Origin of the sequence: Streptomyces sp. NPDC004542 (genome assembly GCF_040610035.1) — a bacterium.
Lineage (GTDB): Bacteria > Actinomycetota > Actinomycetes > Streptomycetales > Streptomycetaceae > Streptomyces.
The window spans coordinates 1-14,886 of the sequence record NZ_JBEXLP010000008.1 but is presented as its reverse complement, the minus strand read 5'-3'; the positions used below and the strand labels follow the sequence as shown (position 1 = coordinate 14,886).

The window sequence follows — 14,886 nt, the reverse complement described above, 5'->3', positions numbered from 1 at the left end:
CAGGGAGGAACCTATGCGGTGGATGCGCGCCGCCGGTAGGGGCCTTCTCGTCCTCGCCGTGGTCATGACCGGGTACGCCGTCTCGGGCGTCCACGCCGACGACAGCGACGCCGCGGGCCGCGGCCCGCTCACCCTGGCCACCGCGGGGGACCTGACCGGCTATCTCGGCCCGCTGCTCCAGGGCTGGAACCGCACCCATCCCGGGGAGCGGGTCACCCTCGTCGAGCTGCCGGACTCCGCCGACGAGACCTATGCGCAGATGGTCACCGACCTGCGCGGCGGCGACCGCAGCCGGTTCGACGTGCTCAACATCGACGTCAACTGGACCTCGGAGTTCGCCGCCGCCGGCTGGATCCGGCCCCTGCCGAGGAACCACTTCCCGCTCGACACGTTCCTGCCCTCGGTCGTCGACACGGCCACCTACGACGGCCACCTGTACGCCGTCCCGTACGTCACCAACGCCGGCCTGCTCCTGTACCGCAAGGACATCCTGGACAAGGAGGGCGTGCCGCCGCCGCGCACCTGGGCCGAGCTGGAACACGACGCGAAGACCATCGCGCCGAAGTACGGGCTGGACGGGTACGCGGGGCAGTTCCTGCCGTACGAGGGCCTCACGGTCAACGCGGCCGAGGCCGTGTACTCGGCGGGCGGGACCATCCTCGGTGACGAGGGCGAACGCGTCACCGTCGACTCCGCCGCCGCCCGCGAGGGCATCGGGTTCCTGGCGCGCGGGTTCCGTGAGGGCTGGATCCCGAAGCAGGCGCTGACGTACAAGGAGGAGGAGTCCAAGGACGCCTTCCAGGACGGCCGTCTGCTCTTCCTGCGCAACTGGCCCTATGCGTACGCCGTCGCCTCGGCCCAGGGCTCCAAGATCGCCGGGAAGATCGGCGCCGTGCCGCTGCCCGGCCGGGACGGGCCGGGCCGCAGTGTGCTCGGCGGCTCCAACCTGGCCGTGAACACGCATGCCCGGCACCCCGATTCCGCCGCGCGCCTCATCGCCTACCTCACCAGCGAGCGCGTCCAGCGGCAGGTTCTCACACGCGGCGCGCTGCCGCCCGTACGCGCCGCGCTGTACCAGGACCCCGCTCTGGTGCGGAAGTTCCCGTACCTGCCGACCCTGCGCGCCGCCCTGGGCGCCGCCAAGCCGCGGCCCAAGAGCCCGCACTACGACCAGGTCAGTCTGGTGGTGCAGGCGGTCGTGCACGACGCGCTGACCGGGCAGCAGACGCCCGCGGCGGCGGTGCGGCGACTGGCGCGGGAACTCGACGCCGTCGCCCGTCGATAGTTACTTGTTAAGTAACGCGGACATCTCATCTGAGCCCATAGTGGCAGGATAAGTCCTAATTTATCTCCCAACTCTGCGGTAGCTTCTGTTCTTTTCATTGACACCTCTCTGAAGCGTCTACCTAACATGCATGCATAACTTCTGCCCTTCACAGAGACAGGCCACAGGGTTGAACAGGCATCATTGGTGGCGTGACGCGGTGATCTACCAGGTCTACGTCCGCAGCTTCCTCGACAGCACCGGCGACGGAGTCGGCGATCTGGCCGGCGTCCGGGCCGGGCTGCCGTACCTGAAGAAGCTCGGTGTCGACGGAATCTGGCTGAGCCCCTTCTACCCCTCGCCCCAGCACGACCACGGCTACGACGTGGCCGACTACTGCGACGTCGACCCGCTCTTCGGCGACCTCGCCGAGTTCGACCGTCTGGTGGCCGCGGCCCGGCGGCTGGGCATCAAGGTGCTCCTCGACATCGTCCCCAACCACTGCTCCAGCGAGCACCCGTGGTTCCGCGAGGCGCTGGACAGCGCACCCGGCAGCCCGGCCCGCGCCCGCTTCCACTTCGCGGACGGCCGTGGCCCGGACTGCAGCGAGCCGCCCAACAACTGGCACGCGATGTTCGGCGGCCCGGCCTGGAGCAGGGTCGGCGACGGCCAGTGGTACCTGCACATGTTCACGCCCGAGCAGCCCGACTGGAACTGGCGCGACCCAGAGGTGCCCGCCGAGTTCGACCGGATCCTGCGCTTCTGGCTGGACCGGGGCGTCGACGGCTTCCGCATCGACGTCGCCGCCGGCCTGTTCAAGCACCCCGACCTGCCCGACTCCCCGGACCCGGAGGCCGACGCCCGCACCCGCGACTCGGTCAACCCGCTCGCCTGGAACCAGCCGGAGGTGCACGAGGTGTGGCGGCGGTGGCGCGCCACCTGCGAGGAGTACACCTCCCGCGACGGCCGCGAGCGCCTCCTCGTCGGCGAGGTCTCGGTCCCGACCGCCCGCGAACACGCCCTGTACGTCCGCCCCGACGAGCTCCACCAGGCCTTCTTCTTCGACCTGCTCAGCGCCCCCTGGGACCCCGGAGCCTTCCGCAAGGTCATCTCCGAGGCCATGGCGGACATCGCCGGCACGGGCTCCACGGTCACCTGGGTCCTCAACAACCACGACCAGGTCCGCACCGTCACCCGCTACGGCGAACCCGCGACCGAGGGCAGCGGCCTCGGCACCGCCCGCGCCCGCGCCGCCGCGCTGCTGATGCTGGCGCTGCCCGGAGCCGCGTACATCTACCAGGGCGAGGAACTGGGCCTGCCCGAGGTCGTCGACCTGCCCGACGACGTGCTCACCGACCCGATCTTCCGGCGCACCGGCAGCCGTGCCCGCATCCGCGACGGCTGCCGGGTGCCGCTGCCGTGGTCCGGGCAGGCCTCCCCGTTCGGCTTCACGTCCGGAGCCCAGAGCGCCAAGCCGTGGCTGCCGCAGCCCGAGTACTTCGCCGAGTACGCCACCGACCGCGCCCTCGCCGACACCCGCTCCTTCTGGCACCTCTACCGCGACGGCCTCCAGCTGAGGGCCGCGCTGCCCCAGTTGGGCGAAGGCTCGCTGCGCTGGCTGGACACCCCGCCGGGTGTCCTCGGCTTCGTCCGCGGCGACGGCCTGGTCTGCGCCGTCAACTTCGGTACGGCACCCACGCCCTCGCCGGTCTCCGGCACCCCCCTGCTGTCCAGCGGCCCCTGCCCCGCCGGGGTGCTCCCCGGCTCCACGGCCGCCTGGTGGATCGACGAGCTCTGATCGCCCGTCACCTCCCCACCCCTCGCTTCACCCCGTGCTTCACCTCTCGTTTCACCCCTCGAAGGGACATCAACGATGATGCGACGACGCACCACCCTGCTCACCGGCTGCACCGCCCTCGTCCTGGCGCTCGGCGCGACCGCCTGCGGCAGCGGCGACCCGGTCTCCGCCGGCGGCGGCGACAAGGCGCTCAGCGGCCAGACCGTCACCGTGGCCGGTGTCTGGTCCGGCAGCGAACAGAAGAACTTCCAGAAGGTGCTGGACGCGTTCACCGCGAAGACCGGCGCCAAGACGCAGTTCGTGTCCACGGGCGACAACGTCTCCACCGTCGTGGGCAGCAAGATCGAGGGCGGCAACGCGCCCGACGTGGTGATGGTCCCGCAGGTCGGCGTGCTCCAGCAGTTCGCGAAGAAGGGCTGGCTGAAGCCGCTGTCCGCCACCACCGAGAAGTCCGTGGACGCGGGCTACGCGCCGGTCTGGAAGAAGTACGGCAGCGTCGACGGCACCCTCTACGGCCTGTACTTCAAGGCCGCCCACAAGTCGACCGTCTGGTACAGCCCCGACGCCCTCGCCCAGGCCGGGGTCGAGCCGCCGAAGAGCTATGCCGAGCTGCTGAAGGCGGGGCACACCGTCTCCGACTCCGGGCTCGCCGCCTTCGCGGTCGCCGGGCAGGACGGCTGGACCCTCACCGACTGGTTCGAGAACATCTACCTCTCCCAGGCCGGGCCGGAGAAGTACGACGCCCTCGCCGCCCACAAGCTGAAGTGGACCGATCCGAGCGTGGTGGAGGCGCTCACCACGCTCGGCAAGCTGTTCAAGGACAAGCAGCTGATCGCGGGCGGCCAGAAGGGGGCCCTCAACACCGACTTCCCGGGCTCGGTGGAGAAGGTCTTCGGCCCCAAGCCCGAGGCGGGCATGGTCTACGAGGGCGACTTCGTGGCCGGCGTCGCCCACGACCAGTTCGGCAAGGTCATCGGCAAGGAAGCGGACTTCTTCCCGTTCCCGGCGGTCGGCGGCGGCAAGGCGCCGGTCGTCAGCGGCGGTGACGCGGCCGTGGTGCTGAAGGACGGCAAGAACTCCGCGGCGGGCATGAAGCTCCTGGAGTACCTGGCCACCCCCGAGGCCGCGGCGGTGTGGGCGAAGGCGGGCGGATTCCTGTCCCCGAACAAGGCACTCGCCCTGACCTCCTACGGCGACGACGTCACCCGCGCCACCGCCAAGTCCCTGATCGCGGCGGGCGACTCGGTCCGCTTCGACATGTCCGACCAGGCACCCGCCTCCTTCGGCGGCACCAAGGGCGTGGGCGAGTGGAAGCTGCTCCAGGACTTCCTGCGCGACCCGTCCGACCCGAAGGGGACCGCGGCGAAGCTCGAGACCGCGGCGGCCAAGGCCTACCAGGACTGAGCCGGCAGATGACCATCACCGCACTCGTGAAGGAGAAGAGGGTGAGCTCCCCGCCGCCGCCCGGCATGCTCGCCGAGCGTGCCCGGCGCGCACGGCGGCGCGGCCGGATCGTCGCCCTGCTCTTCGTCTTCCCCGCGCTGCTCCTGCTCGGCGCGCTCGTCGTCTACCCGGTGCTGTTCTCCGTCGGCCGGAGCTTCTTCGACGCCTCCGGCACGCGCTTCGTCGGTGGGGACAACTACACGGAGATGTTCCGCGACCCGGCGACACTGAAGGCCATCCGCAATACGACCATCTGGGTGGTCGTCGCCCCGGCCCTGCTGACCGGGCTCGGTCTGATCCTCGCCGTCCTGGTGGAGAAGGTCCGCTGGGCCACGGCGTTCAAGCTGCTGCTGTTCATGCCGATGGCGGTGTCCTTCCTCGCGGCCGGGATCATCTTCCGGCTCGCCTACGACGAGGACCCCGACAAGGGCGTGCTGAACGCCGCGGTGGTCTCGGTCCACGACGCCTTCGCGGGCACCTCGTCGTACCCGACGGCACGGGCCCGTCCGGGACAGGACCTGACCCGTGAGCACGACGGCTCGTACGCGACGAGGACCGGGGTGTCACCGGGTGAACTGGTGACGCTCCCCATGGTCGGCGTCCTGCCCGAGGACCTGCCCCGGGGCGCCGCGCCCGCGTACCCGGCGGCCCGCGGCAAGGCCCCGGCCGGTGAGCTGCGCGGCGTCGTCTACCTGGACTTCACGCCCGGCGGCGGAGGCAGCCAGGGCAAGGTCGACCCGAAGGAGAGCGGACTGCCCGGCATGAAGGTCGAGGCGGTGAGCGGCGCACGGACGGTCGCGAGCACGACGACCGCGTCCGACGGCTCCTTCCGCTTCCCCGGCCTGCACGCGGGCTCGTACACGCTGAAGCTGCCCGGGTCGAACTTCGCGCCGCCCTACCAGGGCGTCTCCTGGCTCGGTCCGACCCTCGTCACCCCCGCGATCATCGGCGCGTACCTCTGGATCTGGACCGGGTTCGCGATGGTGCTGATCGGCTCGGGCCTGGCGACCCTGCCACGGGACGCGCTGGAGGCGGCCCGGATGGACGGCGCGAACGAGTGGCAGATCTTCCGCAGGATCACGGTCCCGCTGCTGGCCCCCGTGCTGACCGTCGTCTTCGTGACCCTCGTCATCAACGTGATGAAGGTCTTCGACCTCGTCTACATCATCGCGCCCGGCCCGGTGCAGGAGGACGCGACCGTCCTGGCGACCCAGATGTGGCTGGTGTCCTTCGGTGGCGGCAACAACCAGGGGCTGGGCAGCGCACTCGGTGTGCTCCTCCTGCTCCTGGTGGTCCCCGCGATGGTCTTCAACGTCCGCCGTTTCCGAAGGAGTCAGCGATGAACGCGGTCAGGCGTGGCCTGGGCAGCGGCTTGGTCCAGGCGTTCCTCGTGGTGATCGGCCTGGTCTGGCTGACCCCGCTGGCGGGCCTGTTCCTCTCCTCCCTGCGTTCGGCGCGGGACACCGCCGAGGGCGGCTGGTGGACGGCGCTGGCGAGCCCCGGGCAGCTGTCCTTCGACAACTACTCGGCCCTGTTGAAGAACTCCGGGATGACACAGGCGTTCTGGAACACGGTGCTGATCTCGGTGCCGGCGACGACTCTGGTCGTCGTCATCGCGGCGCTCGCCGGATACGCCTTCGCCTGGCTGGACTTCCCGGGACGGGAGCCCGTCTTCCTGCTCGTGGTGGCGCTGCTGGTGGTGCCGGTACAGATCGGCCTGCTGCCGGTCGCCAAACTCTTCGGGCAGCTCGGCCTGTTCGGCACGATCCCCGGCGTCGTCCTCTTCCACGTCGCCTACGGTCTGCCGTTCGCGGTGTTCCTGCTGCGCAACTACTTCGCCGAGATGCCCAAGGAGATGCTGGAGGCGGCCCGCATGGACGGCGGGAGCGAGTGGCGCATCTTCACCCGTCTCGTCCTGCCCGTGGGCCGGCCGGCCATCGCCAGCCTCGCCATCTTCCAGTTCCTCTGGGTCTGGAACGACATGCTGGTGGCCCTGCTGTTCGCCGACAGCTCCTCCCAGCCGCTGACCGTGCAACTCCAGTCCCAGATCAGGCAGTTCGGCAGCAACATCGACGTCCTCGCACCGGGCGCGTTCCTGTCGCTGATCGTGCCGGTGGTCGTGTTCTTCGCCTTCCAGCGGCACTTCGTGCAGGGGGTGATGGCGGGATCGGCGAAGTAGCGGCGCGAAGACGCGAGGGGGCGGCACGGGCGATGCCCGCGCCGCCCCCTCGTTCACGGCGTAACCGGTCTCACGGCGAGACCGGTCTCACGGCGAAGCCGGCGGATACAGCGACCGGGGCAGCTGGGAGGCCGCCGCCGAGTCCAGCAGCCACAGGGTCCGGGAGCGGCCCCGGGCACCCGCGGCCGGGGCCTGGATCTCACCCGCACCCGAGAGGGCGATCGCGGCGGCCCCGGCCTTGTCCTCGCCGGCCGCCAGGAGCCAGACCTCGCGGGCCGCGCGGATCGCCGGCAACGTGAGGGTGATCCGGGTCGGGGGCGGCTTGGGGGCGCCGTGCACGCCGACCACCGTGCGCTCGGTCTCCCGGACGGCCGGCAGCTCGGGGAAGAGCGAGGCCACATGGGTGTCCGGGCCGACGCCCAGCATCAGGACGTCGAACACGGGCACACTGCCGTGGTTCTCGGGACCCGCGGCCCTGGCCAGCTCCGCCGCGTACGCCTCGGCCGCCGCCTCCACGTCGGCGCCGTACGGACCGTCCGAGGCGGGCATGGCGTGCACGCGCTCCGGGTCCAGCGGCACGGCGTCGAGCAGCGCCTCGCGGGCCTGGGTGACATTGCGCTCCGGGTCTCCCTCGGGGAGGAAGCGCTCGTCGCCCCACCACAGGTCCAGCCGCGCCCAGTCGACGGCGTCCCGGGCGGGGGCCGCCGCCAGCGCGGCCAGCAGGCCGTTGCCGTTGCGGCCGCCGGTGAGCACCACGGACGCGTAACCGCGCGAGGCCTGCGCGTCCACGATCCTGGTGATCAGCCGGGCCGCCGCGGCCTGCGCCATCAGCTCCTTGTCGTGGTGCACGACCAGCTGCGGGGCGCTCACTTCGCCGCCGCGTTCTTCAGCGGAGCCTGCGCCGCCGCTTCCTTCGCGGGAGCTTTCGCAGCGGCTTCGACCGGGGTGTCGACGGCGACCGGTTCTCCTTTGGGCGCCGCGTCCGGTGCCGGAGCGGCGGCCGGCGCCCGGTCGGGGCCGCCGTTCGAGGTGCCCAGCCGCTCCACCCCGTACCGCAGTGCCGACGCGTACGTGTCGTCCGGGTCGAGCCGGCGCAGTTCCTCCCCGATCAGCTCGGCGGTGTCACGGCGCTTCAGCGCCACCGCCCGGTCCGGCTGGCCCTCGATGGACAGCGTGGCCAGCGAGCCGTCCGCGCGGTCCAGCGTGATCGGGCCGCCGCTGGTGTCCATGCGGACGGCGGTGAGCCCGGGGCCGGACGACAGGGAGCGCCTGACGGGGACGTCCAGCCGGTCCGCGAGCCACATCGCCAGCAGCTCGCAGCTCGGGTTGAACTCCTCGCCCTCCACCTCGACGGCCTTGACCTCGCACACGACCTGGTCCAGGGCCGCGGCCAGCATGGAGCGCCAGGGCGTGATCCGGGTCCAGGACAGGTCCGTGTCGCCGGGCGTGTAGGCGGCGGCGCGGGCGGCCAGGTCCCGCACCGGCTGCTCGGCGGCGTAGGTGTCGGTGACCCGGCGCTGGGCGAGGGCGCCCAGCGGGTCGTTGGCGGGGTCGAGCGGCGCCTCCACCGGCCACCACACGACCACCGGGGCGTCGGGGAGCAGCAGCGGCAGCACCACGGAGTCGGCGTGGTCGGACACCTCGCCGTACAGCCGCAGCACCACCGTCTCGCCGGTGCCCGCGTCCGCGCCCACCCGCACCTCGGCGTCGAGCCGGGACTGCGTGCGGTCGCGGGGGGAGCGGGAGACGCGCTTGATGACCAGCAACGTCCGCGAGGGGTGCTCGTGGGAGGCGTCGCTCGCCGCCTTCAGCGCGTCGTAGGCGTTCTCCTCGTCGGTGACGATGACCAGGGTGAGCACCATGCCCACGGCGGGCGTGCCGATGGCCCGGCGGCCCTGCACCAGCGCCTTGTTGATCTTGCTGGCCGTGGTGTCCGTGAGGTCTATCTTCATGGCCGGCGCCAGCTCCGTCCGTCTCGTGCGAGCATCTCGTCGGCCTCCGCGGGACCCCACGTGCCCGACTTGTACTGCGCGGGCCTGCCGTTCTTGTCCCAGTACTCCTCGATCGGGTCGAGGATCTTCCAGGACAGCTCGACCTCCTCCGTACGCGGGAAGAGGTTGGAGTCGCCCAGCAGGACGTCCAGGATGAGGCGCTCGTACGCCTCCGGGCTGGACTCCGTGAAGGACTCGCCGTACGCGAAGTCCATGGACACGTCCCGGATCTCCATCGAGGTGCCGGGCACCTTCGAGCCGAAGCGGACCGTGATGCCCTCGTCGGGCTGGACCCGGATGACGACCGCGTTCTGACCCAGCTCCTCCGTCGCCGTGTGGTCGAAGGGGGAGTGCGGGGCCCGCTGGAAGACGACCGCGATCTCGGTGACCCGGCGGCCCAGCCGCTTGCCGGTGCGCAGGTAGAAGGGGACGCCCGCCCAGCGGCGGTTGTCGATCTCCACCTTGACCGCCGCGTAGGTGTCGGTCTTCGACTTCTTGTCGATGCCGTCCTCTTCGAGGTAGCCGATGACCTTCTCGCCGCCCTGCCAGCCCGCCGCGTACTGCCCGCGCACGGTGGAGGCACCCAGGTCCTTGGGGAGCCGGACCGCGCCGAGCACCTTGGTCTTCTCCGCGGCCAGCGCGTCAGCGTCGAAGGAGGACGGCTCCTCCATGGCCGTGAGGGCCATGAGCTGGAGCAGGTGGTTCTGGATCACGTCACGGGCGGCGCCGATGCCGTCGTAGTAGCCGGCCCGGCCGCCGATGCCGATGTCCTCGGCCATCGTGATCTGCACGTGGTCCACGAAGGACCGGTTCCAGATCGGCTCGAACATGGTGTTGGCGAAGCGCAGCGCCAGGATGTTCTGGACGGTCTCCTTGCCGAGGTAGTGGTCGATCCGGAACACCTGCTCCGGCTCGAACACCTCGTGCACGACCCTGTTCAGCTCCTCGGCCGACTTCAGGTCGTGGCCGAACGGCTTCTCGATGACCGCGCGCCGCCAGGAACCGCCCGTCTGGTCGGCGAGCCCGTGCTTCTTGAGCTGCTGGATCACCACGGGGAAGGACTTCGGCGGCACCGACAGGTAGAAGGCGAAGTTGCCGCCCGTGCCCTGTGCCTTGTCGAGCTCCTCGATGGTGGAGCGCAGCCGCTCGAAGGCGTCGTCGTCGTCGAAGGTGCCCTGCACGAAGCGCATCCCCTGGATGAGCTGCTGCCAGACCTCCTCCCGGAACGGGGTCCGGGCGTGCTCCTTGACGGCGTCGTGGACCTCGGCGGCGAAGTCCTCGTGCGCCCACTCGCGGCGGGCGAAGCCGACCAGGGAGAAGCCCGGCGGCAGCAGACCCCGGTTGGCGAGGTCGTACACGGCCGGCATCAGCTTCTTGCGGGAAAGGTCGCCGGTGACACCGAAGATGACCAGGCCCGACGGCCCCGCGATGCGCGGGAGCCGTCGGTCGGCGGGGTCACGAAGCGGGTTCGCCCCGGAACCGGAAGCGCCTGATGAGGGGGACAATTCAGCCCTCCGAGGGAGCGAGGCGCTGGAGCTCCGCCTCGGTCGACTTGAGCAGGTCGTTCCAGGACGCCTCGAACTTCTCGACGCCCTCCTCCTCCAGCACCTGGACCACGTCGTCGTACGAGATCCCGAGCGCCTCGAGCGCGTCGAGGTCGGCACGCGCCTGCTCGTAGGTGCCGGTGACGGTGTCGCCGGTGATCTGGCCGTGGTCCTCGACGGCCTCCAGCGTGGCCTCCGGCATGGTGTTCACCGTGTTCGGCGCCACCAGGTCGGTGACGTACATGGTGTCCTGGTACGCCGGGTCCTTCACGCCGGTCGACGCCCACAGCGGACGCTGCTTGTTGGCGCCCGCGCTCTCCAGCGCGGCCCACCGCTCGGAGCCGAAGACCTCCTCGTACGCCTGGTAGGCGAGCCGGGCGTTGGCGACGGCGGCCTTGCCGCGCAGCGCCTTGGCCTCGTCCGTGCCCAGCGCGTCGAGCCGCTTGTCGATCTCGGTGTCCACGCGGGACACGAAGAAGGACGCCACGGAGTGGATCTTCGACAGGTCCAGGCCGCGCTCCTTCGCCTTCTCCAGGCCGCTGAGGTACGCGTCCATGACCGCGCGGTAGCGCTCGAGCGAGAAGATCAGCGTGACGTTGACGCTGATGCCGTTGGCGATGGTGGAGGTGATCGCCGGGACGCCCGCCAGGGTGGCCGGGATCTTGATCAGCGTGTTCGGGCGGTCGACCAGCCAGGCCAGCTGCCTGGCCTCGGCGACGGTCGCCTTCTCGTTGTGCGCCAGGCGCGGGTCCACCTCGATGGAGACCCGGCCGTCCTGGCCGCCGGTGGCGTCGAAGACCGGGCGCAGGATGTCGGCGGCGTCGCGGACGTCCGCCGTGGTGATCATGCGGATGGCCTCTTCGACGGTCACCTTGCGGGCGGCGAGGTCCGACAGCTGCTGGTCGTAGCCGTCGCCCTGCGAGATCGCCTTCTGGAAGATCGTCGGGTTGGTGGTGACGCCCACGACGTGCTGCTGGTCGATCAGCTCGGCGAGGTTGCCGGACGTGATCCGCTTGCGCGACAGGTCGTCCAGCCAGATCGCCACGCCTTCTTCGGAGAGGCGCTTGAGTGCGTCTGTCATGGAATTACATCTCCTACGTGTCGTGTATGGGCGTCAGCGCTGGGCGGCCGCGAGGGATTCCCGGGCCTTGGCGGCCACGTTCTCCGCAGTGAAACCGAACTCGCGGAAGAGGACCTTGCCGTCGGCGGACGCACCGAAGTGCTCCAGGGAAACGATGCGGCCGGCGTCCCCGACGTACTTGTGCCAGGTCAGACCGATACCGGCCTCCACCGCGACACGAGCCTTCAGGGACGGGGGCAGGACGCTGTCCCGGTACCCCTGGTCCTGCTGCTCGAACCACTCCACGGACGGCATGGACACGACGCGCGTGGGGATCCCGTCCGCCTGGAGCTGCTCGCGCGCCTCTACGGCGACGTGCACCTCGGAACCGGTGGCGATCAGCACGACCTGGGCGTCGCCGTCGGCCTCGAACAGGACGTAACCGCCGCGCGCGGCGTCCTCGTTCGGCTCGTACGCGGGCACGCCCTGACGGGTCAGCGCGAGGCCGTGCGGCTGGCCCTTGCCGAACTCCTTCGTCCAGCGCCTGAGGATCTCGCGCCAGGCGATGGCGGTCTCGTTGGCGTCGGCCGGGCGGACCACGTTCAGGCCCGGGATGGCGCGCAGCGAGGCCAGGTGCTCGACCGGCTGGTGGGTCGGGCCGTCCTCACCGAGGCCGATGGAGTCGTGCGTCCACACGTACGTCACCGGCAGGTGCATCAGGGCCGACAGGCGCACGGCGTTGCGCATGTAGTCGGAGAACACCAGGAAGGTGCCGCCGTAGATGCGGGTGTTGCCGTGCAGGGCGATGCCGTTCATCTCCGCGGCCATGGAATGCTCGCGGATGCCGAAGTGGACCGTGCGTCCGTACGGGTTCGCCTCCGGCAGCGGGTTGCCCGCCGGCAGGAAGGAACTGTCCTTGTCGATGGTGGTGTTGTTCGACCCGGCCAGGTCGGCCGAGCCGCCCCACAGCTCCGGGACGACCGCGCCGAGCGCCTGCAGCACCTTGCCGGACGCGGCGCGGGTCGCGACGGACTTGCCGGGCTCGAAGACCGGGAGCTTCTCCTCCCAGCCGGTGGGCAGCTCGCCCGCGGCGATGCGGTCGAACTCGGCGGCGCGCTCGGCGTTGTTCTCACGCCACAGCTGGAACGACTTCTCCCACTGCGCCTTGGCCTCCCGGCCCCGGTCGAGGGCCTGGCGGGTGTGGGCCAGCACCTCGTCGGCGACCTCGAAGCTCTTCTCGGGGTCGAAGCCGAGGACGCGCTTGGTGGCCGCGACCTCGTCGTCGCCCAGCGCCGAGCCGTGGGCTGCCTCGGTGTTCTGCGCGTTCGGGGCCGGCCAGGCGATGATCGAGCGCATCGCGATGAAGGACGGCCGGTCCGTGACCTGCTTCGCGGCCTCGATCGCGTCGTAGAGGGCGTGCGGGTCGAGGTCGCCGTCCGGCTTCGGGGCGACCCGCTGCACGTGCCAGCCGTAGGCCTCGTACCGCCGAGCCGTGTCCTCGGAGACGGCGGTCTCGGTGTCGCCCTCGATCGAGATGTGGTTGTCGTCCCACAGCAGGATCAGGTTGCCGAGCTTCTGGTGCCCGGCCAGCGAGGACGCCTCGGCGGAGATGCCCTCCTGGAGGCAGCCGTCACCGGCGATGCAGTAGATGAAGTGGTCGAAGGGGGACTCGCCCTGCGGGGCCTGCGGGTCGAACAGGCCACGCTCGTAGCGGGAGGCCATGGCCATGCCGACCGCGTTGGCGACGCCCTGTCCGAGCGGGCCGGTCGTGGTCTCGACACCCCTGGTGTGTCCGTACTCGGGGTGGCCCGGGGTCTTCGAGCCCCAGGTGCGGAAGGACTCCAGGTCCTCCAGCTCAAGGCCGAAACCGGCCAGGTAGAGCTGTGTGTAGAGGGTCAGGGACGAATGGCCGGCGGACAGCACGAAGCGGTCACGTGCCACCCAGTCGGGGTCGGCCGGGTCGTGCCGCATCACCTTCTGGAAGAGGGTGTAGGCGACGGGCGCCAGGCTCATGGCCGTACCCGGATGGCCGTTGCCGACCTTCTGTACGGCGTCGGCGGCCAGGACACGGGCGGTGTCCACGGCCCGCTGGTCCAATTCGGTCCACTCGAGGTCTGTGGTGGTCGGCTTGGTGCTCACCCTGAGTCAGGGCTCCTCTCCACATGATCGAATACCGGTGTTCTGGGCGCGCGCCCACCGGCTGCCGGTGCACTGGGTGCCCACCGGCCGCTGTCGAGCCTACCCCTGTAAGTACGTGCGTTTTTTCGAGCCGTTCCAGACTGCCGGGCATGTCGGCGATCCGCCCCCCGACTGGCCGGAACGGCACTCGGCACATGAATACGGAGCCGCTCATCTGACTGCTCAATCGAGCCACCGCGCGCACGCCGGGAGGTCCCCGCCAACACGAACGGACCCCCGCGAATGTCCGGGTCTGGGCAACGTCTACAGTGGCGTGGTACGCGCGAGCCTTTACCGACGGTTCACACCGTGGGCTCGCTGGGAGTCTCTTTCAGGGGTGTGCGTGACGGCCGTCGAATCCCGTCCAGCGGGGGTGCTAGGTGCGAGCGAGAGCACGATGCACCGGCCGTTCGGGGCCCGTGTCAAGGCGTTCGTGGCTCTGACCAAGCCGCGGATCATCGAGTTGCTGCTGATCACCACCGTCCCGGTGATGTTCCTGGCGCAGCAGGGCGTGCCCGACCTCGGTCTGGTGCTGCTGACCTGTGTCGGCGGCTACCTCTCCGCGGGCGGCGCCAACGCGCTGAACATGTACATCGACCGTGACATCGACGCGCTGATGGACCGCACCTCGCAGCGCCCCCTGGTCACCGGAATGGTCAGCCCGCGCGAGTGCCTCGCCTTCGGCATCGCCCTGGCGGTCGTCTCCACGCTGCTGTTCGGGCTCACGGTCAACTGGCTGTCGGCCTGGCTGTCGCTCGGAGCGCTCCTCTTCTACGTCGTCGTCTACACCATGGTCCTCAAGCGGCGTACGTCGCAGAACATCGTCTGGGGCGGCATCGCCGGCTGCATGCCGGTGCTGATCGGCTGGTCCTCCGTGACCGGCTCCATGTCGTGGGCGCCGGTCGTCCTCTTCCTCGTCATGTTCTTCTGGACGCCGCCGCACTACTGGCCGCTGTCCATGAAGGTCCGCGAGGACTACGCGCGCGTGGGTGTGCCGATGCTGCCGGTCGTCGCCTCCAACAAGGTCGTCGCCAAGCAGATCGTGATCTACAGCTGGGTCATGGTCGCCGTCTCGCTGCTGCTGACGCCGCTCGGCTACACCGGCTGGTTCTACACGGCGGTCGCGCTGCTCGCGGGCGGTTTCTGGCTGTGGGAGGCGCACGCGCTGCAGAACCGTGCCAAGGCCGAGGTGACGGGCGCGAAGCTCAAGGAGATGCGCCTGTTCCACTGGTCCATCACCTATGTGTCGATCCTCTTCGTCGCGGTCGCGGTGGACCCCTTCCTCCGGTAGCCCCTTCGTCCGGTGACTCCTTCCCGGTGACCCCCTCACCGGCCGGTACGGGCGGGGGGGGGGGGGCGCGGCCCCGCCCCCCCCCCCGTCTCTTGGCGGACCGTCGGAGGTCAGTGCGCGGCGGATTCCCAGTCGGGG

Annotated in this window: 11 protein-coding genes; 6 read left to right on the top strand and 5 right to left on the bottom strand. The window is 70.4% G+C overall.

Going from position 1 to position 14,886, the window contains the following annotated elements; all coding sequences use genetic code 11:
* The first annotated feature begins 13 nt into the window (after positions 1-13).
* The 5 genes from ABZX30_RS07255 (at position 14) to ABZX30_RS07235 (ending at position 6,684) form a co-directional block, all read left to right on the top strand.
* Positions 14-1,285 carry an ABC transporter substrate-binding protein gene (locus tag ABZX30_RS07255; protein ID WP_355929930.1) on the top strand — a complete coding sequence of 424 codons (1,272 nt, stop codon included), beginning with the start codon at positions 14-16 and terminating at the stop codon, positions 1,283-1,285.
* A gap of 130 nt (positions 1,286-1,415) precedes the next feature.
* A complete protein-coding gene (locus tag ABZX30_RS07250; protein ID WP_355929928.1) occupies positions 1,416-3,062 on the top strand; it encodes an alpha-amylase family glycosyl hydrolase in 1,647 nt (548 codons plus the stop codon).
* Positions 3,063-3,137: 75 nt separating this feature from the next.
* The gene (locus ABZX30_RS07245) at positions 3,138-4,466 is read left to right on the top strand and encodes an ABC transporter substrate-binding protein (RefSeq protein ID WP_355929926.1); all 1,329 of its coding nucleotides are present in this window, start codon (positions 3,138-3,140) and stop codon (positions 4,464-4,466) included.
* Positions 4,467-4,474: 8 nt separating this feature from the next.
* Positions 4,475-5,848, top strand: coding sequence for an ABC transporter permease subunit (locus ABZX30_RS07240; RefSeq protein ID WP_355929924.1), 1,374 nt, complete (start codon positions 4,475-4,477; stop codon positions 5,846-5,848).
* Positions 5,845-6,684, top strand: a complete 840-nt coding sequence (locus tag ABZX30_RS07235) for a carbohydrate ABC transporter permease (protein ID WP_355929921.1) — start codon at positions 5,845-5,847, stop codon at positions 6,682-6,684. Before ABZX30_RS07240 ends, ABZX30_RS07235 begins: the two co-directional genes overlap by 4 nt.
* An 87-nt stretch (positions 6,685-6,771) precedes the next feature.
* On the opposite strand, the gene pgl is transcribed toward ABZX30_RS07235, so the two are convergent.
* Genes pgl through tkt form a run of 5 tightly spaced genes read right to left on the bottom strand, consistent with a single transcriptional unit; the run spans position 6,772 to position 13,418 of the window.
* Positions 6,772-7,554, bottom strand: a complete 783-nt coding sequence (pgl, locus tag ABZX30_RS07230; protein WP_355929918.1) for a 6-phosphogluconolactonase — start codon at positions 7,552-7,554, stop codon at positions 6,772-6,774.
* Positions 7,551-8,636, bottom strand: coding sequence for a glucose-6-phosphate dehydrogenase assembly protein OpcA (opcA, locus tag ABZX30_RS07225; RefSeq protein WP_355929916.1), 1,086 nt, complete (start codon positions 8,634-8,636; stop codon positions 7,551-7,553). The genes pgl and opcA overlap by 4 nt, the downstream gene beginning before the upstream one ends.
* The gene (gene zwf, locus ABZX30_RS07220) at positions 8,633-10,180 is read right to left on the bottom strand and encodes a glucose-6-phosphate dehydrogenase (protein ID WP_355929914.1); all 1,548 of its coding nucleotides are present in this window, start codon (positions 10,178-10,180) and stop codon (positions 8,633-8,635) included. The genes opcA and zwf overlap by 4 nt, the downstream gene beginning before the upstream one ends.
* 1 nt (position 10,181) lies before the next feature.
* The gene (tal, locus tag ABZX30_RS07215; protein ID WP_355929912.1) at positions 10,182-11,300 is read right to left on the bottom strand and encodes a transaldolase; all 1,119 of its coding nucleotides are present in this window, start codon (positions 11,298-11,300) and stop codon (positions 10,182-10,184) included.
* Positions 11,301-11,333: 33 nt separating this feature from the next.
* Entirely contained in the window at positions 11,334-13,418 is a 2,085-nt protein-coding gene (gene tkt, locus ABZX30_RS07210) for a transketolase (RefSeq protein ID WP_355929909.1), read from the bottom strand.
* Positions 13,419-13,794: 376 nt separating this feature from the next.
* On the opposite strand from tkt, the gene ABZX30_RS07205 reads away from it, so the two are divergent.
* The gene (locus ABZX30_RS07205; protein ID WP_355929907.1) at positions 13,795-14,748 is read left to right on the top strand and encodes a heme o synthase; all 954 of its coding nucleotides are present in this window, start codon (positions 13,795-13,797) and stop codon (positions 14,746-14,748) included.
* Positions 14,749-14,886 lie beyond the last annotated feature (138 nt).

Excerpts from the sequence above, each read along its gene's own strand:
- ABZX30_RS07235 (WP_355929921.1), top strand. The coding sequence starts at position 5,845 with ATGAACGCGGTCAGGCGTGGCCTGGGCAGCGGCTTGGTCCAGGCGTTC.
- ABZX30_RS07245 (WP_355929926.1), top strand. The coding sequence starts at position 3,138 with ATGATGCGACGACGCACCACCCTGCTCACCGGCTGCACCGCCCTCGTC.
- ABZX30_RS07250 (WP_355929928.1), top strand. The coding sequence starts at position 1,416 with ATGCATAACTTCTGCCCTTCACAGAGACAGGCCACAGGGTTGAACAGG.
- tal (WP_355929912.1), bottom strand. The coding sequence starts at position 11,300 with ATGACAGACGCACTCAAGCGCCTCTCCGAAGAAGGCGTGGCGATCTGG.
- ABZX30_RS07255 (WP_355929930.1), top strand. The coding sequence starts at position 14 with ATGCGGTGGATGCGCGCCGCCGGTAGGGGCCTTCTCGTCCTCGCCGTG.
- ABZX30_RS07240 (WP_355929924.1), top strand. The coding sequence starts at position 4,475 with ATGACCATCACCGCACTCGTGAAGGAGAAGAGGGTGAGCTCCCCGCCG.
- opcA (WP_355929916.1), bottom strand. The coding sequence starts at position 8,636 with ATGAAGATAGACCTCACGGACACCACGGCCAGCAAGATCAACAAGGCG.